20 protein-coding genes are annotated in these 19,098 nt (G+C 69.4%); 14 read left to right on the top strand and 6 right to left on the bottom strand.

The features are described from left to right. The first annotated feature begins 33 nt into the window (after positions 1-33). From QF046_RS15645 to QF046_RS15630, 4 genes are read left to right on the top strand one after another with little or no spacing between them, the layout of a single operon-like run. Positions 34-726: a hypothetical protein gene (locus QF046_RS15645; RefSeq protein ID WP_307371566.1), complete on the top strand. Its 693-nt coding sequence runs from the start codon at positions 34-36 to the stop codon at positions 724-726. 2 nt (positions 727-728) lie between these two features. Further along, the gene (locus QF046_RS15640; RefSeq protein ID WP_307371565.1) at positions 729-1,763 is read left to right on the top strand and encodes a PA2928 family protein; all 1,035 of its coding nucleotides are present in this window, start codon (positions 729-731) and stop codon (positions 1,761-1,763) included. Next, entirely contained in the window at positions 1,757-2,935 is a 1,179-nt protein-coding gene (locus QF046_RS15635) for a PA2928 family protein (RefSeq protein ID WP_307371564.1), read from the top strand. Before QF046_RS15640 ends, QF046_RS15635 begins: the two co-directional genes overlap by 7 nt. A gap of 14 nt (positions 2,936-2,949) precedes the next feature. Continuing rightward, positions 2,950-3,132 (top strand): PspC domain-containing protein, encoded by a 183-nt coding sequence (locus tag QF046_RS15630; protein WP_307371562.1) that lies wholly within the window; start codon positions 2,950-2,952, stop codon positions 3,130-3,132. A 14-nt stretch (positions 3,133-3,146) separates the two neighbouring features. On the opposite strand, the gene QF046_RS15625 is transcribed toward QF046_RS15630, so the two are convergent. Then, positions 3,147-3,557: a DUF6157 family protein gene (locus tag QF046_RS15625; protein ID WP_307371560.1), complete on the bottom strand. Its 411-nt coding sequence runs from the start codon at positions 3,555-3,557 to the stop codon at positions 3,147-3,149. A gap of 38 nt (positions 3,558-3,595) precedes the next feature. After that, a complete protein-coding gene (locus tag QF046_RS15620; RefSeq protein WP_307371557.1) occupies positions 3,596-4,210 on the bottom strand; it encodes a hypothetical protein in 615 nt (204 codons plus the stop codon). Between the two features lie 73 nt (positions 4,211-4,283). Between QF046_RS15620 and QF046_RS15615 the strand changes: the two genes are divergently transcribed. From QF046_RS15615 to QF046_RS15590, 6 genes are all read left to right on the top strand, one after another. Continuing rightward, positions 4,284-4,568 (top strand): type II toxin-antitoxin system ParD family antitoxin, encoded by a 285-nt coding sequence (locus QF046_RS15615; protein ID WP_307371555.1) that lies wholly within the window; start codon positions 4,284-4,286, stop codon positions 4,566-4,568. Then, complete coding sequence (locus tag QF046_RS18330) at positions 4,565-4,879, top strand: type II toxin-antitoxin system RelE/ParE family toxin (RefSeq protein ID WP_373425737.1); 315 nt, start codon at positions 4,565-4,567, stop codon at positions 4,877-4,879. The genes QF046_RS15615 and QF046_RS18330 overlap by 4 nt, the downstream gene beginning before the upstream one ends. 47 nt (positions 4,880-4,926) lie before the next feature. After that, the gene (locus QF046_RS15605; RefSeq protein WP_307372878.1) at positions 4,927-9,630 is read left to right on the top strand and encodes an ATP-dependent helicase; all 4,704 of its coding nucleotides are present in this window, start codon (positions 4,927-4,929) and stop codon (positions 9,628-9,630) included. Between the two features lie 207 nt (positions 9,631-9,837). Next, positions 9,838-10,587: an EI24 domain-containing protein gene (locus tag QF046_RS15600; protein ID WP_307371552.1), complete on the top strand. Its 750-nt coding sequence runs from the start codon at positions 9,838-9,840 to the stop codon at positions 10,585-10,587. Beyond that, positions 10,580-11,353, top strand: a complete 774-nt coding sequence (locus tag QF046_RS15595) for a DNA-formamidopyrimidine glycosylase family protein (protein WP_307371550.1) — start codon at positions 10,580-10,582, stop codon at positions 11,351-11,353. The genes QF046_RS15600 and QF046_RS15595 overlap by 8 nt, the downstream gene beginning before the upstream one ends. An 80-nt stretch (positions 11,354-11,433) precedes the next feature. Then, positions 11,434-11,841: a transferase gene (locus QF046_RS15590; RefSeq protein ID WP_307371549.1), complete on the top strand. Its 408-nt coding sequence runs from the start codon at positions 11,434-11,436 to the stop codon at positions 11,839-11,841. A gap of 9 nt (positions 11,842-11,850) precedes the next feature. Here QF046_RS15590 and QF046_RS15585 read toward each other — a convergent pair whose 3' ends face one another. Genes QF046_RS15585 through QF046_RS15575 form a run of 3 tightly spaced genes read right to left on the bottom strand, consistent with a single transcriptional unit; the run spans position 11,851 to position 15,839 of the window. Next, a complete protein-coding gene (locus tag QF046_RS15585; RefSeq protein ID WP_307371547.1) occupies positions 11,851-13,920 on the bottom strand; it encodes an acyltransferase family protein in 2,070 nt (689 codons plus the stop codon). 15 nt (positions 13,921-13,935) lie between these two features. Further along, the gene (locus QF046_RS15580) at positions 13,936-14,616 is read right to left on the bottom strand and encodes a response regulator transcription factor (RefSeq protein WP_307371546.1); all 681 of its coding nucleotides are present in this window, start codon (positions 14,614-14,616) and stop codon (positions 13,936-13,938) included. Next, complete coding sequence (locus QF046_RS15575; protein ID WP_307371544.1) at positions 14,613-15,839, bottom strand: ATP-binding protein; 1,227 nt, start codon at positions 15,837-15,839, stop codon at positions 14,613-14,615. The genes QF046_RS15580 and QF046_RS15575 overlap by 4 nt, the downstream gene beginning before the upstream one ends. A 114-nt stretch (positions 15,840-15,953) precedes the next feature. Here QF046_RS15575 and QF046_RS15570 point away from each other — a divergent pair, with 114 nt between their 5' ends. From QF046_RS15570 to QF046_RS15560, 3 genes are all read left to right on the top strand, one after another. Continuing rightward, positions 15,954-17,117 carry a PspC domain-containing protein gene (locus QF046_RS15570; RefSeq protein WP_307371542.1) on the top strand — a complete coding sequence of 388 codons (1,164 nt, stop codon included), beginning with the start codon at positions 15,954-15,956 and terminating at the stop codon, positions 17,115-17,117. 82 nt (positions 17,118-17,199) lie between these two features. Then, the gene (locus QF046_RS15565; protein WP_307371541.1) at positions 17,200-17,541 is read left to right on the top strand and encodes a hypothetical protein; all 342 of its coding nucleotides are present in this window, start codon (positions 17,200-17,202) and stop codon (positions 17,539-17,541) included. Beyond that, positions 17,538-17,897 (top strand): hypothetical protein, encoded by a 360-nt coding sequence (locus QF046_RS15560; RefSeq protein ID WP_307371539.1) that lies wholly within the window; start codon positions 17,538-17,540, stop codon positions 17,895-17,897. Before QF046_RS15565 ends, QF046_RS15560 begins: the two co-directional genes overlap by 4 nt. Here QF046_RS15560 and QF046_RS15555 read toward each other — a convergent pair. Beyond that, positions 17,870-18,265 carry a hypothetical protein gene (locus tag QF046_RS15555; RefSeq protein WP_307371537.1) on the bottom strand — a complete coding sequence of 132 codons (396 nt, stop codon included), beginning with the start codon at positions 18,263-18,265 and terminating at the stop codon, positions 17,870-17,872. The genes QF046_RS15560 and QF046_RS15555 overlap by 28 nt on opposite strands. 122 nt (positions 18,266-18,387) lie before the next feature. Between QF046_RS15555 and QF046_RS15550 the strand changes: the two genes are divergently transcribed. Continuing rightward, entirely contained in the window at positions 18,388-19,065 is a 678-nt protein-coding gene (locus QF046_RS15550) for a metalloregulator ArsR/SmtB family transcription factor (protein ID WP_307371536.1), read from the top strand. Positions 19,066-19,098: the final 33 nt, after the last annotated feature.

Below are 19,098 nucleotides of genomic sequence, written 5' to 3'. Positions count from 1 at the left end.
GCGCCTTCCTAGTCTCGGGGCAGGAGGTGCGACATGAGCCTGAACGATCCGAGCCGCCGCCCCTGGGGAACGGCCCGCGGCGCGCGCATCATCGTCACCGCCCTGTGGGGCGTCGTCGGCGGCATCGCGTTCGCTGCGGCTGCGCTCTGGGTCCGGATGCTGCAAGGCGACCCTGCCGCGACATCGCCGTCGATGGTCGCCTTCAACATCAGCATCTTCGCCGGCATCGGGGTGCTGTTCGCGGACCTCAACACGGCGCAGCGGCGCCAGGTCGAGGAGTCCTCCTCGCTCCCCCGCCTGCCGGGGGCCTGGTTCACCGGCGCTGGCACCGGCGCTCTGCTCGCGTCCGTGCTCGGCGGCCCCGAGTTCGTCCTGGTGTTCTGGGCGCTCGTGATGCTCATCGGCGGTGTCGCCGTCTACGGCTCCCCGAACCTGCTGGCGATCTCTCGCGCACGGCGTGCACGTCACGACTCCCGCATCCGGTCCGCCGGGGCGAGTGCCACCGCGACGGTGACCGAGGTGCGCACCCTCTACCGCAATGAGCGGTTCCTCTTCCGTCCGACGATGACGTTCACCGATCGGGAGGGCAGGCAGCGGTGGTTCACGCGGACGGCGCCAGCCGGCATCCGCTCGGTCACGAAGAGGCAGACCTTCCTCCTGCACTACGACCCGGAACATCCGGGACGCCGACGCTCCATGGTGGTCGGCTGGAACACCAGAGGATGATCATGCGTGAGACAGAGAAGAAGAGCCGCGCCTGGGTGGAGCCGCTCATCGGCTGGTCGATCCTGGTGATCTTCCTCGTCGGGGGTTTTCTCACCCTGATCGAGACGACCGCCGGGCCGATCCGCGCGCGTGTCTCCGGTGTCGTCGCGGTCGGTGAGGTCGAGGGACGCGATATCGCGGTGGTCGTGTACGAGACCGACACGTTCCCGCACCTCGATCTCTTCCGGGTCGAGTCGATGGGACACAGCGTGCAGGCAGAAGCATTCGATCTCGACACCGGCGAGCGCATCTGGGACACGATGCTGTCGAACGCGTATCCGTCGCCGAATGCCGAAGCTCTCGCGGTGGGTTCCGAGTATGCCTATGTGCGCTCGGACGACGGACTCACCGTGCTGGATGCCGCATCCGGTGAGATCGTCGCCGAGGATGCCGAGATCCGGGGCCTGGACGACGACTACATCGCTTCGCTCGATGCATACGCCTGGGATGCCGAGGCGAAGGAGATCGTGCTGCTCGATCAGCACGGCACCGTCCTGAGCATCCCGTTGGATTCTCTGGACGCGGCGCCCGCGTCGAGCGCCGTCAACGCCCGGTGGCGCGATGTGCTGAACACGGAGGAGCACACTTCGGGTGACGTCTACTACCCCGACAGCTGGGAGCTGCTGAGCTACAGCGCACCGCTGCCGGACGACAAGACCGTGTATGCCGACTGGGCGTCCGAGGGCTGGGACAGCGATGTGCTGCTGGATGCCGCCTCGGGCTATGCCGCCGGCTCGCAGTACGGGTTCGCAGTGTCGCAGACCTATGAGCCGGAGTCATCGGATGCGAGCTATGTCTTCCAGATGGGCGAGCTCGCGAGCGGACGCCTGATCGGCACGGTCGAGGCGGATGATGCGGCGGTATCGGTCGTCGACGACGGTCGCGGCCACGTCGTGATCCTCACCGACGACGACTCCGACCGCGGTCTTCTCGTGGTGGCGACGGCCGACGGCATCCGCTCCTCCGTGATCGGAGAGCGGGGGTTCCTCGGATGGTGAAGAAGGGCCTGAAGGTGCTGCTGACGGCGCTGGCCTCGCTGGCCGTCGTCGCGTTCGTGGCGGTGTTCGCCGTCGTACCCGGACCGCTGATCAACACCGCGGCGCGCGTCGGCCCCGGACTCGCCTTCGCGCAGGTCGACGGCCGCGACGTCGTGATCTTCGCATACGTGGATTCCGGCTATTCCGGGCTCCCCTTCTTCCTGCCTGGGGCGCTCGATACACGGGTCGCGGCGATCGACGTCGACACCGGGGCGAGCGTCTGGGATCGCAGCCTGGGCAATGGGTCCATGGAGGCGACCACACTGGCAGCCGGCCGTGATTACGCTTACCTGCTCGACAGCTTCGAGCTGACCGTGGTCGATCTCGAGGATGGATCGGTCATCGCGCGCTCGGGCGACATCGATGGGCTTGAGGATCTCGACGTCTTCCAGTCCGAGATCTTCTACAGCGACTCCCGACGAGCGATCATGCTCCGACCGGACGACGGGCGCGTGCGGGCGATCGCGATCGACTCCCTGACTGCAGTCGTGGTGGATGACCGGACGCGGAGCACGTGGGAGTGCGTTCTGGACAGGATGGGACACGCGTACTTCTCCGCGGTGCCGGATCCCGTCCTCAGCGAGCGGACGCACACCGATGCCGGCGAGCTCGGATTCGGAGTGCCCGCCGGGTCGGCACCCGGTACCCCCGGCGAACGACTGAGCAGGCCGGGTGCGGATGGTTCGCCGTCCACTGTGGGCACGGAGGCGTTCGTCGCGCCGGGGTTCGTCGCCGAATCGACCCACAATGAACCGCTCGCCGGCGCGTGCCCCGATGCGGCGTGGGCGGATGACGTGTTCCCCGAGGGTGAATCGCGGGCGGTTGCACTGGGCACCGACTCCGGCTACGCCGTCATCGAGCACGATGCGAGCGCGCGCGACGATGCCAGGGCGATCAGTGTAGTCGACGCGGTGGACGGGGCGCTGCTCGGCACGAACCCCGCTGAAGGCGGGACGACCCACGCGCGGCGAGGTCCCGATGGAGGCTCCGTGCTGATCGTCGATCGCTACCTGCCCGGCGTGCTGCCGAGCCTTTCGGTTCCGGTGACCTCGGTCGTGCTGCTGGTCTCACCCGAGGGATCGATGCGAGAGGTCGTGATCGCGAAGCACGGCTGGTTCGGGATGCCGTGGTGAGGCAGGCTGGAGGCATGAACCCTCTCGTTCGCTCCCACCAGGACCGTGTCATCGCCGGAGTCTGCGCAGCCGTCGCGCGGCGATTCGACATCAGCCCCACGACCGTCCGGGTCGTCACGGTACTCGCCGTGCTGTTCGCGGGCTTGTCGCTCTGGGCCTACATCCTGCTGTGGATCATCATTCCGAACGAGTACTGAACGGCGCTGACCTCTCAGGCGCGCGAGGAGCGCATCGCCCTCGTGTGGGTGACCGAGGGGTCTGCGGCGAGTGCCGCGTACTCGTTCGAGTCGCGCGGCACCAGCCCGACCCGACCCTGCGCATCGTGGTGCGTGCCCCAGCCGTAGCGCTTGCCGAGCGGCGAGGAGCGCAGGCAGGCCTGACCCTTCGAGAAGAACTCGGCCCTCGCCTGGGCGTCGTCCGTGTCGATGCCCTTGCGCAGGGCGTAGGTCTCGAAGAGCACGTCGTCGGAGGTGAGCTCGTAGGGCCGCTCGGAGATCAGCCGATAGTGCAGCGCGGCGATCGACGCGTTCTCGGCGATCGGCGGCTCGGCACCGTGATCGATCGGGCAGTCCTCCGACACCTCGATGAAGGTGTTCTGGTAGTTCGTCGTGTGCTCAGCCATGGGTACAGCCTGGCCATCGGCGCCGACATCGGCAATAGTCAGCGCAGAGACGGTGTCCATGGATGCACGGGGATGGTCCGCTCCAGGGCATCCGTAAGCCACGACCGGCGGCGTCCGTCGAGGAACGGCAGTGTCGCGGCGAAGTCTGCCCGGTCTTTCTCGCGCAGGCCGCGCGCCTTGTAGAGCAGCTGGATCTCTGGCTGCAGGTAGCGGATGCCGTCGCGCTCCCAGAGCGCCTCGGCCATCGGCATCCGGATGCTGGGGTCCCGTCGGTACCGCCACTCGTCCGGGTCGCCGGGGCCGAGCAGGATGTCGTACTCCCACGGGTCGGCGGCACTGGGCCGGGACCAGAGCTGGTTGCAACCGTCCGGCAGATCGGCGGGATCGTCGGATGCCACCGGCTTCAACGCGCCCGAGAACGCCGCCCAGAGGTCCAGGCGTCCCCGCGCGTGCGCGCGCATCAACGGCAGTTGTGCAAGCAGGATGCCTGGATCGATGTCCTCGTGGTGTCGCTCGACGCCGGTGAACGCCTGCAGGGACCAGCCGCCGGCGATCCACCAGATGCCGGGGTAGCCGTCGAAGAAGTCACGGACGTCGGCCGGGGTTCGCGGCCTCCATTCGCCGTAGAGACGACTGAATTCGGCATCATCCATCCCGTCACGCTATCGCGAGCACCGGATGTCGGCCCGCCGAGTAGGATTGAATCCTACTGAATCGAGGTTCTGCATGCGCACCACCAAACAGCTCAGCATCACCCTCCCGAAAGAAATGGCGGCGGCGCTACGGGAACGCGTGGCGTCCGGCGAGTACGCAAGCGAAAGCGAAGTCGTACGTGACGGGTTACGTGCACTTTTCGCCCGCGAAGCAGCTGTCGACATGTGGCTGCAGGACGAAGTCGCAGTCTCGTACGACGCACTTCAGGCTGATCCGTCACGAGCAGTCAGCGCCGCTGAGATGCGTGCCCATCTTTCGGAAGCGCATCGGTCACGAACGGCCATCACCGACTCGTGAGCTACGAGGTCCTCTACTCACCCGAGGCCCGACAGCAACTGACCGAGCTGTATGGGTGGATAGCCGAGCAGTCTGGATTCCCGGACCGGGCGGAAGCTTTCGTCACGGACATTCTCGACTTCTGCGACGGCTTGGCCCGCCACCCATACATCGGAATCAGCCGCGAAGACATACGCCCAACGTTGCGCACAGTCGGTTTCCGCCGTCGAGTCATCATCGCCTTCGCGATAGCTCCCACATCCATCCAGGTCCATGGCGTCTACTACGGTGGCCGCGATCACGACGCTTTGCTCGCAGCTCTACCCGAGTGACCCGCACGAATGGCCTCGGTGTCGGCGGCCTGCCGCATGATGGAGAGGTGCCGGATGTGCTCGAGCGCTTCACTCCCGCGACCCAGGACTGGTTCCGCGGGGCATTCGACGCGCCCACTCCCGCCCAGGCGGGAGCCTGGGAGGCGATCTCGGCAGGCCGCAACGCCCTCGTCGTCGCGCCGACCGGGTCGGGCAAGACGCTCTCCGCGTTCCTGTGGGCGATCGACCGGACGTTCCGCGAGAAGGCGGCCCTTCGACAGGCTCAGGAACCCAGGGGAGCAGAAGCCGGCACCCGCGTGCTCTACATCTCGCCGCTGAAGGCGCTGGGCGTCGACGTCGAGCGCAACCTGCGCTCGCCCCTGATCGGCATCGGTCAGTCGGCCCGCAGGCTGGGGCTGCCCGTGCCGTCCGTGACCGTCGGGGTGCGCTCCGGTGACACCACAGCCAGCGACCGACGCAAGCTCGTGAGCGCGCCTCCGGACATCCTCATCACCACGCCCGAATCGCTGTACCTCATGCTCACCAGCCGCGCCGGCGAGACGCTGCGCGACGTGCACACGGTGATCATCGACGAGGTGCATGCGGTCGCGGCGACCAAGCGCGGCGCGCACCTCGCCGTCAGTCTGGAGCGGCTGGATGCACTGCGGACGGCGCGTGGGGCCGAGTACCCCGCGCAGCGCATCGGCCTGTCTGCGACCGTGCGCCCGATCGACGAGGTCGCCCGATTCCTCGGCGGCTCGGCGCCGGTCGACATCGTGGCGCCGCGAGCGGTGAAGACGTTCGAGCTCGGCGTGGTCGTGCCCATCGACGACATGCGCAACCCTCCCCCGCCGCCGGGCGCTGCGGCGGCCGACCCGGATGAGCCTGCCGAGTACACGGAAGTGACCGGCTCGGTCTGGCCTCACGTCGAAGAGGCGATCGTCGACAAGGTGCTCGAGAACCGCTCGACGATCGTGTTCGCGAACTCCCGTCGACTGGCGGAGCGGCTCACCGGCCGACTCAACGAGATCTATTCGGAGCGGATCGGGGTGGCGCTCCCTGAATCGGCAGGACCGCCCGCCGCGCGGGCCCCCGCGGCAGAGGCTCCAGGCGGCGCGAATGCGCCGTCTGGAGGGGCCGTCGGGGCGGCGCAGGCAGGCTCCACCGCCGGAGCAGACCCGGTGCTCGCGAAGGCGCACCACGGCTCGGTCTCCAAGGAGCAGCGCGCGATCGTCGAAGAAGAGCTGAAGTCCGGCATCCTGCGCTGCGTGGTGGCGACCAGCAGCCTGGAGCTCGGCATCGACATGGGTGCCGTCGACCTCGTCATCCAGGTGGAGGCACCGCCGTCCGCGGCATCCGGTCTGCAGCGCATCGGCCGCGCGGGGCACCAGGTCGGCGAGATCAGCCGCGCCTCGATGTTCCCCAAGCAGCGCGGCGACGTGCTGCACACCGCGATCGTCGCCGAGCGGATGCTGAAGGGGCAGATCGAGGCGATCAGCGTGCCGCGGAATCCGCTCGACATCCTCGCCCAGCAGACCGTCGCCGCCTGCGCGCTCGAGCCGATCTCGGTCGAGGAGTGGTACGAGACGGTGCGGCGCAGCGCCCCGTTCCAGACGCTGCCGCGGTCGGCGTACGAGGCGACGCTGGATCTGCTGGCCGGCAAGTACCCGTCCGACGAGTTCGCCGAGCTGCGCCCGCGCGTCGTGTGGGATCGGGATGCCGGCACCCTCACCGGCCGGCCCGGCGCGCAGCGCATCGCGGTCACCAGCGGCGGGACCATCCCCGACCGCGGGTTGTTCGGCGTGTTCGTCGCCGGTGAGACGACCGGCGCGCGCGTCGGCGAGCTCGACGAGGAGATGGTCTACGAATCCCGCGTCGGCGACGTGTTCACGCTGGGCACCACGAGCTGGCGGATCGCCGAGATCACCCACGACCGCGTGAACGTGATCCCCGCCTACGGGCAACCGGGCAAGGTGCCGTTCTGGCACGGCGACGGACTCGGCCGACCCTTCGAGCTGGGCGAGGCGCTGGGCAGGTTCTCGCGCGAGGTCTCCACGGCGACGCCCGCCAAGGCGCAGCAGCGGCTGATCGACGCGGGCCTGGACGAACGGGCTCGCGACAACCTGATCGGCTATCTCACCGAGCAGCGCGAGGCGACGGGCACTCTGCCGACCGACCGCACGCTGACCGTCGAGCGTGGTCACGACGAGGTCGGAGACTGGCGCGTCATCCTGCATTCCCCGTACGGCATGAAGGTGCATGCGCCGTGGGCGCTGGCCGTGAACGCGCGCGTCCGCGAGCGCCTGGGTGTGGAGGGCTCCGCCGTCGCGAGCGACGACGGCATCATCGTGCGGATACCGGATGCCGATGCCGAACCACCCGGCGCGGATCTGTTCGTGTTCGACGCCGACGAGCTGGAGCAGATCGTCACGAGCGAGGTCGGCGGCTCGGCCCTGTTCGCCTCCCGGTTCCGGGAGAGCGCCGCGCGCGCCCTGCTGATGCCGCGGATGAACCCGAACAAGCGCACTCCGCTCTGGCAGCAGCGCCAGCGCTCCGCCCAGCTGCTGGAGGTCGCACGGCGGCATCCGACGTTCCCCGTGATCCTGGAGACGCTGCGCGAGGTGCTGCAGGACGTCTACGACCTGCCGTCGCTGCGGCGGCTGATCACGGATGTCTCCGAGCGGCGCATCCGCCTGATCGAGACGGAGCCCGCCCAGCCGTCTCCCTATGCTCGCGATCTGCTGTTCGGCTACGTCGGCGCGTTCATGTACGAGGGCGACTCGCCTCTCGCCGAGCGGCGGGCCGCGGCGCTCTCGGTGGACCCGGCGCTGCTCGGCGAGCTGCTCGGCACGGTCGAGATGCGCGAGCTGCTCGACCCCGACGTGATCGCGCAGTTCGAGCACGAGGTGCAGCGCCTCGACATCCAGCGTCGGGCGAGAGGCCTCGAAGGGGTCGCGGATCTGCTGCGCATGCTCGGGCCGATGGATGCCGCCGAGGTCGCCGAGCGCCTGGAACCTTCTCCGGTCGTTGAGCGAGCGCAGCGAGACGAAACGCCTCCCGCCGCCTCTGCGACACCCGAACACGCCGCCACCCTGCTCACCGAGCTCGTCACCGCGCGGCGGGCGATTCCCGTCACGATCGCCGGGCACGCCCGGTTCGCCGTGATCGAGGACGCCGGGCGGCTGCGCGATGCCCTCGGCGCGGCTCTGCCCACCGGCATCCCGGTCGCGTTCCTGAACCCCGTCGCCGATCCGCTCGGCGATCTCGTCTCCCGCCATGCCCGCACCCACGGTCCCTTCACGACCGAGGCCGTCGCTACCCGCTTCGGGATCGGCGCGGCGGTCGCGAGGCACACGCTGCAGCGGCTCGAATCCGCGGGCAGGCTCACCAGCGGATACTTCCTGCCGGCAGCCGACGCGGACCCGAGCGGGTCCAAGGAATGGTGCGACGCCGAGGTGCTGCGCCGCCTGCGGATGCGCTCTCTCGCCGCGATCCGGGGCAGCGTGGAGCCGGTCAGCCCGCAGGCGTTCGCGCGGTTCCTGCCGGACTGGCAGCATCTGACCCGACCGCTCGAAGGTGTGGACGGGGTGCTGAGCGTCATCGAGCAGTTCGCGGGGGTGCCGATCCCGGCGAGCGCGTGGGAGTCGCTGGTCCTGCCCGGCCGGGTGCGCGACTATGCGCCCGCGCTGCTGGACGAGCTCACTGCAGCCGGCGAGGTCGTCTGGGCGGGGCATGGTGCGCTCCCGGGCCGGGACGGCTGGGTGTCGCTGCATCCGACTGACCTCGCGCCGTTCACACTGCCGATCCCGGAGGAGGCGCCGGCACCGGGCTCCCTGGAGGAGAGGATCCTCGACTCGCTGCGACTCAGCGGCGCGTCGTTCGCCGGTGCGCTGAAGGCGATGACGGATGCCGAGAACGAGCAGTCCGTACTCGACGCCCTCTGGACGCTGACCTGGCAGGGGCACATCACCAACGACACGTTCTCGCCGGTGCGGGCGCTGCTGGCGGGCGGGTCGCAGGCGCACAAGACGACCCGGCGTGCGCCGCGCACCCGCACGTATCGCGGGATCTCGCTGGCGCGGACCGCCGCGCGCCCGTCGTCGACCGGCCTCGGCGGACGCTGGGCCGTGCTGCCGGAGGCAGATCCGGATGCCGCGCGACGCGCGACCGTCACGGCGGGACTGCTGCTCGACCGGTACGGGGTCGTGACGCGCGGCTCCGTGCAGGCCGAGGGCGTACCAGGCGGGTTCGCGCAGGCGTATCGGGTGCTGGCCGGGTTCGAGGAGGCCGGTCATGCTCGACGCGGCTACGTGATCGAGAGGCTCGGGGCCGCACAGTTCGCGGCATCCACCACCGTCGACCGGCTGCGCACGTTCGCCGGGCTCACCGATCCCCCACCGCGGCACGCGATCACGCTCGCCGCAACCGACCCCGCGAACCCCTACGGGGCGGCGCTCGCCTGGCCCGGCCTCGAGGGAGTCTCCCATCGTCCTGGCCGCAAAGCCGGCGGGTTGGTGGTGCTCGTCGACGGGGCGCTCGTGCTGTATCTGGAGCGCGGCGGACGCACCGTGCTGGCCTTCGACGACGACCCGGCGACGCTGCGGGCCGCGACATCCGATCTCGCCGCCACGTCGCGGGCCCGCCGCCTCGAGACTCTCACCGTGGAGAAGATCAACGGCGCCGGCGTCTACGGCACCCCGTTCGCCCTCGCACTGCAGGAGGCCGGCTTCGTTCCCACCCCGCGCGGCTACGCCCTCCGCAAGGCGAGCTGACCACTGTCGCCCGTAGATGCGACATCGCCGACCCACCAAGCAATCACCCACCCACCAGGCAGATGGCAGTCGTTCGCCTGGTGGCTCGACATTTGCTTGGTTGCTCGGCACCTCCGTGTGGTTGGCTGAACGCATGAAGACGACGTCCGACGACCTTCTGGAGGTCACCGCCACCGCACGCCGCCACGCAGCTGCGGGGTACGCCCGGTGATCCGCGAGTTCTTCACCGGCATCCGGTTCCTCGGCCGCGGCTTCGGATACTGGCGCAAGCGCCCGGGCCTGATGTTCCTCGGTCTCATCCCCGGACTCATCGCTCTGGTGCTCTTGATCGCGGCACTCCTGCCGCTGCTGCTCTCACTCGGATCCATCACCGAGTGGATGACCCCGTTCGCCGACGGATGGGATCCGTTCTGGGCCACGGCGCTGAGATCGGCGGTGGGCATCGTCATCGCGATCGGCGCACTGGTGCTGGCCAGCGTGGTGTTCACGGCGCTCACGCTGCTGATCGGCGACCCGTTCTACCAGCGCATCTGGCGCGCGGTGGAGAACGACCTCGGCGGACAGGTGCCCGAGGGCGACGGCGGACTGCGGGTGGCGTTCGGCGAGAGCATCCGACTGGTCGCGCTCGGCGTGCTCGTCGCCATTCTCGCTCTGCTGATCGGCCTCATACCGGTGGTCGGCGCGGTGCTCGCGACCGTGGTCAGCATCCTGCTGACCGGCCGCCTGCTGGCTCGCGAACTCACCGGACGCGCCCTCAACGCCCGCGACGTCCCCAGCGACATCCGCTCCAGGATCTTCGCCGCTCGACGCTCGCGTCTGCTCGGCTTCGGCGTCGCGACGCAGCTGTGCTTCATGGTGCCGCTCGGCGCCGTGTTCATCATGCCGACCGCGGTTGCCGGCGCGACGATCCTGGCCCGCGATCTGCTCGATCAGCCCCAGGGCCCTGTTCGTGCCTGAGGGCGACACCGTCTTCCAGGCCACGCGGCGACTCGACGAGGCGTTGCGCGGACAGGTCGTCACCCGTTTCGACCTGCGTGTCCCTGGCGCCGCCACGGTCGATCTCACCGGTCAGACGGTGCATCAGGTCGTGCCGCGCGGCAAGCACATCCTCATGCGCATCGGCGATCAGACCCTGCATTCCCATCTGCGCATGGACGGCGCCTGGCGCCTCTACCGGCCGGGCGAGAAGTGGCGTCATCCGGCGTTCAAGGTCCGCGCGATCGTCGGCACCGCAGCCAGGGATGCCGTGGGCATCGACATCGCCGAGGTCCGCGTCGTCGCGACCCGCGACGAGGGCGAGCTGGTCGGGCATCTGGGTCCGGATCCGCTCTCCGATGACTGGGATGCCGCAGAAGCCGTGCGCCGGCTCAGCGCCGACACCCGCAGCATTCATGTCGCACTGCTGGACCAGCGCAACGTCGCCGGCTTCGGCAACGAGTACGCCGCCGAACTGCTCTTCCTGCGCGGTGTCCTGCCCGAGACGCCCACCCCGGATGTCGATGTCGACGCTCTTCTCGCGCTCGGCGCGCGCACCATCCGCGCGAATCGCGATCGCATCGACCGAACCTTCACGGGCGATGCCCGCCGAGGCTTCACCGACTGGGTGTACGGTCGCGCGAACCGTCCGTGTCGGCGGTGCGGAACCCCCATCCTCCGCGGCGAACTGGGCGCCGATCCGACCCGCGAGCGCGTCACGTTCTGGTGCCCGAGCTGCCAGCGATGACCGGCATCCCCTGCGGGGAATGAATTTGCACCGGTCGTCGTTGTAGCTATATCCGGAAGTCTCCGGACACGGGAGGAACAGTGGGTAAGAACTACATCGACATCGAGGACGACCGGGGCGAGACGCTGCGATACCGCAAGCACGTCAATGGTCGTGGTTTCGTCGCGCACGGCGCGAAGGTGAACCCCAAGGCGCTCATCGAGGCCGGGGCCTATGTCGAACCCGGGGCGAAGATCGGAGCCGGCGCACGGATCGTGCGCGGCGCCTGGGTCGACTCGGATGCCGTGATCGGCGAGAACGCCTACATCGACGCCCACGCCCACATCGGGCAGGGCGCGGTGATCGGCGACGGCGCGCACGTCGGCGTCCGCACCGACATCGGCGCCGGAGCGCGCATCGCCCGAGGAGCGCGCATCGGCGACGACGAGACAGTCGCCGCCGGCCTGCGGATCGCCACCGACCCGAAGGGGCTCTGGCTCGCCGCCTGACGCCGCACTTCACTCCGCCAGCGGTCGAAGCCGTGTCGCAAGCCACGGCGCGAGCGTCTTCGCGAACGGCACGGCCAAGTGGTTGCTGTCGCCATAGACGATCGTGCCGCCGATGACCACGTGACAGACGCCGCCCGGACACAGCAGCTCGTGCGTGTCGATCACGGTGGCTCCGGCCTGCACGGCGGCATCCCATGCCCAGTCCCGCCCGGCCGCATCGACACGGACGCACGGGTCGTCACGCCCCGGCGACCCGGTGACACATTCCGGGCCCGTGCGGGCGGGCGCTCCCACGCCCTTCTCGTCTTCGGTGCCTGGCACGTCCCTGATCAGGCCGACGCGTCGCCCGGAGGCGATGAGGTGAGCCATCCTGTCGGACGCGAACGCCGTGGACGGCTTCTTCGTCGTCGGACGCAGGCTGAACACCACGGCATCGATGCGGTCGTCCGCGAGAAGCTCCTCGTGCACCTCGCGACCCCACGCCTCACAGCGACGACTGTGCCCGGCGCCGCCGATGTCGTCCGGGTCCTCCAACGCCGAGCATCCACCCCTGGTGCGCACGACGAGATCCCAGCCGTCGCGCTCGGCGACCAGCAGCATCGGCTCGACGAGGTGCTCCGCGTGCGAATCGCCGATGAACGCCACCCGCGGCCCGTCGCCCTCGACGTGGCAGCGCACCTCCTGCCGCCCCGCCACGTCTTCCGCTGTGCAATGCTTCGGGTCCGGCATGCGCGACAGGTAGCCGACCTGGGTCGCGAGGGGGTCGGTGCCCTGCGCAGAGAACGGATGCGCGCATCCGTTCATGAGGGCGTAGGCGCCGAAGCACCCGTCGGTGTCGGCGATCTGCGTGGCGACACGATGCTCGTACGCCTCGGCGTGCGCGTGCGCGGCCCGCAACGGGACCACGGTCAGCGCGAGCAGGATCGCGACCCCGGCTGCGGTCAGGACGAGAGTCGGCGCGGGCCGGCTCAGGATGCCGGGAGCGCGACGCACCGGGTCTTCGATGTACCGCTTCGTCAGGGCGGCGAGCACGATCGTCACGACCACCACGATCACCGCCGCGGGCACGGTGAGGGGCCCACCGGAAAGCGATGTCGCCACGATGATCGCCGGCCAGTGCCAGAGATAGATCGCATACGACGTGTCGCCCAGGAAGCGCAGGGGTCGAGAGCCCAGCATCCGCTGCGGTGCCCATCGGCATCCGTCGTCACCGCCCGCGCGGATGAGTGCGGCAGAGGCGACCACCGGCAGCAGTGCCGCGGAACCGGGGAAGTCCGTCTTCCCCGAGTAGGTCACGGCGACGGCGATGAGCACCGCGACCGCAGCCCAGCTGAGCGCGGCGCGCCAGAGCGGTGACAGACGCGACGCCGGGGGGAAGCACAGCAGCCCTCCGGCCGCGAACTCCCAGGCGCGCGTGGTCGTGGCGAAGTAGGCCTCTGGTTGCGAGATCGACGTCGCGATGATGGAGTGGGCGAGCGATGCGAGGAAGACCACGCCGAGGGTTGTCGCGATCAATCCCCGCCGCGTCACGCGCCCCCGCCTCAGCCTCACGGACACGGCGATGGCGAGCAGCACGAGCAGCGGCCAGACGAGGTAGAACTGCTCCTCCACGGAGAGCGACCAGAAATGCTGCACGACGCTCGGCGCGTTCTCGGCTCCGAGATAGTCGACCGACATGGCCGCCAGGCGCCAGTTGAGCGCATAGCCGGCTGCGAAGCCGATCTCGGTGAAGTTCTGATGGCGCGCCGTGACCGGAAGCACGAGCCACACGACGAGCCACGAGACGGCGAGGACCGTGAAGGAGGCGGGCAGGAGCCGACGGGCGCGACGCGCCCAGAACCGCGCCAGTCGCACCGTCCCCGTGCGGTTCACCTCACGGAGCAGGTGACCGGTGATCAGGTAGCCGCTGATGACGAAGAACACGTCGACGCCGACGTACCCGCCGGGGAGCGTCCGCGCGGACAGGTGGAAGAGGACCACCAGCGCCACGGCCACGGCGCGAAGGCCCTGGATGTCGGCGCGCACGCTCGACGGCCCGTCCTCCGAACGAACGCCGCCGACCGCTTTCCCCCTGGTCACCCGCACACCCGACTTCTAGAGCAGCCGCCGCTCGGAGGCCCAGACGGTCAGCTCGTGACGTGAGGACAGCTGAAGCTTGCGCAGCACCGCCGACACGTGCGTCTCGACGGTCTTGATCGAGATGAACAGTTCGGCTGCGACCTCTTTGTAGGCGTAGCCGCGGGCGATCAGACGCATCACCTCCTGCTCGCGGGCCGACAGCCGGTCGAGCTCGTCATCCACCGCCGCGGTCTCGCCTGCGACCGCACCGAAAGCGTCGAGCACGAATCCTGCGAGGCGCGGCGAGAACACGGCGTCCCCGTCCGCCACCGCGCGCACGGCCTGGGAGACCTCGATGCCGGACGAGCCCTTCGTGATGTAGCCGCGAGCACCCGCACGGATGACGCGGACGACATCCTCCGCGGCATCCGACACACTCAGCGCGAGAAAGCGCGTCGATGTCGGGGCGCTGCCGCGGATCACGGACTCACCCCCGGTCGCCTCGGGCAGCTGGGTCCCTGAGCCTGACGAAGGGCCGCCGGGCAGATGCACGTCCAGCAGCACCACATCCGGCGCGGTCTCGCGAATGACCGCGATCGCCGCAGGCACGTCGGCAGCCTCGCCGACCACCTCGACAGAGCCGTCGAGATCGGCGCGCAGTCCGGAGCGGAAGATCGAGTGGTCGTCGACGATCACCACACGGATGCTGTCGCTCATGCGTCCTCCGTCGCCCTCGCGTGCGTGCCCACGATCTGCAGGTGCACCTCGGTTCCGCCCTCGTCGCTGCGCACCCGCGCAGATCCGCCGACGCGACGCATCCGTCCGATGATCGACTGCCGCACGCCCAACCGGTCGGCGGGCACGTCGTCGAGGGCGAAGCCCGATCCCCGATCGCGGATGAACACGTCGACGCCCGTCACGGATCCTTCGATGTAGACCGAGATCTCGCCACCGGCGTGCCGGGCCGCGTTCAGCATCGCCTCGCGGGCGGCGGCCGCCAGCTCGCCGCTGGCGCGTTCGGTCGACAGCCCTGCCGAGACGACATCGATGCGCACGGGGTAGTCGAGCTCAAGTGCACCCGCGTAGTCGCGCAGATCGGTGGCCAGGTCGCTGTCGGCCGGCGCATCACCGTCGTAGAGCCACGCCCGCAGTTCGCGTTCCTGGGCGCGGGCGAGACGCGCGGCCTCGCTCGAGGCACCCGCACGGTTCTGGATGAGAGCCAGGGTCTGCAGCACCGAATCGTGCAGGTGCGCGGCCATCTCGCTGCGCTGTTCTTCGCGGATGCGGCGGATGCGCTCCCCCGAGAGCTCCCGCCAGCGGTGGATGAGCGACGAGGCGAACATCGCCAGCAGGCCCGCGAACGGTGCGAGCAGCAGGACCGGGTTCACCGAGCGCATCAGCATCACGACGACCAGAACGAGGATCAGCGCGACGGCGATCCCCCGCACCACGGCCGCGTGCCGCGGGCCGCGGGCCGGGTCGCTCCGGTCGATGAGGTCTGCCCACAGCGCCGCACCGACCAGCAGTGCCACCGCGATCAGCAGCATGCCCAGGTCGTAGATCACCGGCCCGTCGCCGATGGCGTACATGTCAGACAGGGGGAGGCTGAGAATGTATCCGGTGTTCAGCTGCGGCAGCACGATCAGCTCGAGCAGACCGCCGACGGCCAGGAGGACCCAGGACACCGGGGCCCGCCGCGATGGCGCGGACTCCCCCTGTTCCCACGGTGTGAACACCCAGCACCAGACGTAGAGCAGCACCCCCGCGCCGCCCAGCATCGTGAGTGCGATGAACATCGCCCGCACCAGCCACGCCCGCACGCCGAGATGCCGGGCCAGGCCCGCCGCGGTTCCGGAGATCAGGCACTCGCGCACCCGCGTCAACTCCGGCCGAGGAGGAGGCGACGGGCGCGGCGGCGAGTGCAGCACGGAAGAGGACATGACGCCATCCAATCACCCACCGGCACACTTCTGCGGGCCCGCGAACCAGGTTCAGGGTCGAGTCAGGGGATCACCCCATAGCGACCGGCTCCCGGCGACAGACAGGATCGGAGCATGAGCTTTCCGACTCTCCCACCACCGCCCGAGACGCAGCGCCCCGCATCGTCGCAGCGCTCCGACCGCTTCTTCGCGTGGGTCGCCGGACTCGGTCTGGCCCGTTCGGACGGATGGATCGGCGGCGTCGCCGCCGGCATCGCCTCCCGGCTGCGCATCGACCCGCTCGTCATCCGCGGCATCCTGGTGGTGGCGGCGCTGTTCGGCCTGCCGATCATCTTCCTGTACGCCGCCGCCTGGGCGCTGCTGCCCGATCCCGACGGGCGCATCCACCTGCGCGAGCTGCTGCGCGGCCGCTTCGAACCGGCGCAGCTCGGCATCCTCGGCGGTCTCGTGGTCGGGCTGCTGACGATCGCACCGGTCTCCGGCCCGTTCCTGGTCGAGCGCTTCCTCAACCCGTACTCGTACCAGTCGTACGGGGTCAGCGGGTTCGGCGCCTTCCTGTTCGTCATCGGGCTGGTGCTGGTCGGCATCCTGCTCGTCCTGATCGTGCGCGCCGCGCGCCGCGCTCCGGGGGGTGTCTCGTCGGATCCGCGAACGGTGCCTGAGCCTGTCGAAGGGCCAGCGGTCTCGACGTCCCCTCGTCCCTCCGCTCCGGCCGGCTATTCGGGAGCCGCCGTCGACGCGGAGATCCGAGAGGAGGATGCCGGTACGGAGGGTACGTCGCCGGCATCCTCCCTCCTCCCCGAGCCTCCCGACGAGCCGGCGGATGCCGATGCGCTGGACGCCTGGCGTGCGCAGCACGCCGCCTGGCAGCAGCAGGATCAGGCCTGGCGCCAGCAGCAGCAGGATGCCGAGAAGGCGGCCCGCGATCAGGCACGTGCGGAACGGCAGTCGACCGCGGCCGCCTTCGCCGCCGAGGCGGCTCAGCGTCGTCGCATCCGTCGCGCCTCCAACCCCCGCGCGAGCTTCGCCTATGTCGCCACCGTCGTCGGCGTGGGCACTGGTTGCCGCGACCGCCGTCTGGCTCTGGTCGCAGGATCCGGATGCCGCGACCGCGGGCATGGCGCTGTTCACGGCCGCGCTCGTGCTGGCCTTCGGCATGATCGTCGCCGGCGTCGCCCGCCGGCGCAGTGGATTCCTCGCGTTCGTCGCGGTCGCGACGCTGATCGCGGGGACGATCACGGGTGCCGCGGCATCAGTGGGCAACGTGCGGTTCGGTGACACCAATCTCTCGAACTCCGACGACAGTTCGATCCGACAGCCGTTCGGGAACACGGGCATCCACCTGCAGAATCTGAAGGATGTGCGCTCGCAGCCGGTGGTGCTCTACAAGGGCACCGGCTACACCGAGATCTTCGTGAGCGAGGGCGTCGAACTGCGGCTGACGGCAACGCTCGCCGACGGCAGCGTGCGCTGGCAGAGCTATGAAGTGGATGCAGACGCTGCCACCACCACCGGGGACTTCACCGGCATACCGCAAGCGGACGGCAGCACCCTCTACCGGGAGACCGTCTCATCTGCGCCGGATCCCTCGAACACCGAGGCTTCGCAGACGATGCTGACGGTACCCGTGACGATCGACCAGGAATCCGGACAGATCCTGGTGATCTATTCCACCCGCACCGACGAGGAGAAGCCTGAATGAGCACCGACCCGATCGTGCCGACGTCCGATCTGACCGAGACGCGTCGCTTCGAGGATGCGCCGATGGCAGAGTCCGCGAGTGTCTCCGCAGACGCGGAGCCCACGGCATCCGCTCCTCTGCCCCGCACCCGCTGGGCGGCGATCGTGTGGGGTGCGTGCTTCGCCGCGATCGCCTGGTTCGGGATCTGGATGCTGAGCAGCGTCGGTCGACGCGGCGACGTCACCGACTGGTTCGCCTCGCTGAACCCCGGCACGATCACCGCGCTTGCACTGCTGTCGGTCGGAGTGCTGGTGCTCATCACCGGCGCGGTCGGTCTGATGCGGCGTGTTCAGCTGCGTCGCCGCAGCCACCCGTAGCCCTGGCCCGCAGCGAGGAAGGACAGCGCCAGGGCCGCGACGAGCAGCCCGAAGTCGCGCAGGGCGATGTCGAGGTATCCGCCGACGCTGACCAGGCTGATGATGATCCCGAGCAGCCACGCGGCCACCACCAGCCCGCCGAGCCTGGGCAGGAAGGCGACCAGGACACCGGCGATGATCTCGACGACACCCACGATGAGCATGCCCGTGCGAGCGTCGCCGGGGATGATGTCGTTCATCCAGGGAGCCAGGTAGCGCTCCCAATCCGATGTGAGGATCCTGATGAACTTGTCGAGTCCGAACAGGATCGGCGCGACGGTGAAGACCGTGCGCAGCAGCAGGAACGCGAGATGATCGCCGTTCTGCATCGATGCGGATCGTGCCTCGCTCTGACCACCCATTTTCCTGCCGACCTTTCTAAAAGAAGTTACTATCGAACATAGAAGCAGTCTGTTCTAAATGCAAGTAGTTCTTCTTTTAGAAGGTCACCATGGACATCACCGAACAGGTCTCGAGCATCGGGACCCTTGCCGATGACACCCGGCGAGCGCTCTACGAGCACGTGGCGGGGCAGCCCGAGCCGGTCAGCCGCGAGTCCGCTGCGAATGCCGTCGGGATCGCCCCGCACATGGCGCGCTTTCACCTGGACAAGCTCGTCGAGGCGGGGCTGCTCGAGACCGAGTTCCGCCGCCTGACCGGGCGTTCCGGCCCCGGCGCAGGCCGGCCGTCGAAGCTCTACCGACGGGTGGATCAGACCATCTCGGTGTCGCTTCCCGAGCGACGCTACGACCTGGTCGGCCACCTGCTGGCCGGCGCCATCGAACGTGCGGCCGGCGGCACCGCTCTGGATGAGGCGGTCGCCGAGGTCGCCCGCGACGAGGGCCGGGTGATCGCGGCATCCGCTCCTGCGTCCGGCGCACCGGACGATCTCGATCGCGTCGCGGGAGTACTGGCCGCGCAGGGCTTCGAGCCGCGCGAGGAGGACGGCGCGCTGACCCTCGCGAACTGTCCCTTCGACTCGCTCGCCCGCGAGCACACCGAGCTGGTCTGCTCGGCGAACCTCGCCCTCATCGGCGGCATCCTCGAGGGGATGGACTGCCCGCACCTGCACGCGCACGGCGAACCGCACGCCGGCCAGTGCTGCGTCGCGATCCGTCCTGCGGGCTGACCGCACAGCATCCACGACCCGGTCGCCGATACG

This window comes from Microbacterium sp. W4I4 (genome assembly GCF_030816235.1).
GTDB lineage: Bacteria > Actinomycetota > Actinomycetes > Actinomycetales > Microbacteriaceae > Microbacterium.
The sequence above is the reverse complement of the archived record's forward strand: the minus strand, read 5'-3'. Positions and strand labels throughout refer to the sequence as shown.

Coding starts and splice junctions, on each gene's coding strand:
- QF046_RS15580 (WP_307371546.1), bottom strand. CDS start 14,616: ATGAGCGACAGCATCCGTGTGGTGATCGTCGACGACCACTCGATCTTC.
- QF046_RS15630 (WP_307371562.1), top strand. CDS start 2,950: ATGAACCCTCTCGTTCGCTCCCACCAGGACCGTGTCATCGCCGGAGTC.
- QF046_RS15635 (WP_307371564.1), top strand. CDS start 1,757: ATGGTGAAGAAGGGCCTGAAGGTGCTGCTGACGGCGCTGGCCTCGCTG.
- QF046_RS15640 (WP_307371565.1), top strand. CDS start 729: ATGCGTGAGACAGAGAAGAAGAGCCGCGCCTGGGTGGAGCCGCTCATC.
- QF046_RS15560 (WP_307371539.1), top strand. CDS start 17,538: ATGAGCACCGACCCGATCGTGCCGACGTCCGATCTGACCGAGACGCGT.
- QF046_RS15625 (WP_307371560.1), bottom strand. CDS start 3,557: ATGGCTGAGCACACGACGAACTACCAGAACACCTTCATCGAGGTGTCG.
- QF046_RS15570 (WP_307371542.1), top strand. CDS start 15,954: ATGAGCTTTCCGACTCTCCCACCACCGCCCGAGACGCAGCGCCCCGCA.
- QF046_RS15615 (WP_307371555.1), top strand. CDS start 4,284: ATGCGCACCACCAAACAGCTCAGCATCACCCTCCCGAAAGAAATGGCG.
- QF046_RS15575 (WP_307371544.1), bottom strand. CDS start 15,839: ATGTCCTCTTCCGTGCTGCACTCGCCGCCGCGCCCGTCGCCTCCTCCT.
- QF046_RS15620 (WP_307371557.1), bottom strand. CDS start 4,210: ATGGATGATGCCGAATTCAGTCGTCTCTACGGCGAATGGAGGCCGCGA.
- QF046_RS15550 (WP_307371536.1), top strand. CDS start 18,388: ATGGACATCACCGAACAGGTCTCGAGCATCGGGACCCTTGCCGATGAC.
- QF046_RS15555 (WP_307371537.1), bottom strand. CDS start 18,265: ATGCAGAACGGCGATCATCTCGCGTTCCTGCTGCTGCGCACGGTCTTC.
- QF046_RS15645 (WP_307371566.1), top strand. CDS start 34: ATGAGCCTGAACGATCCGAGCCGCCGCCCCTGGGGAACGGCCCGCGGC.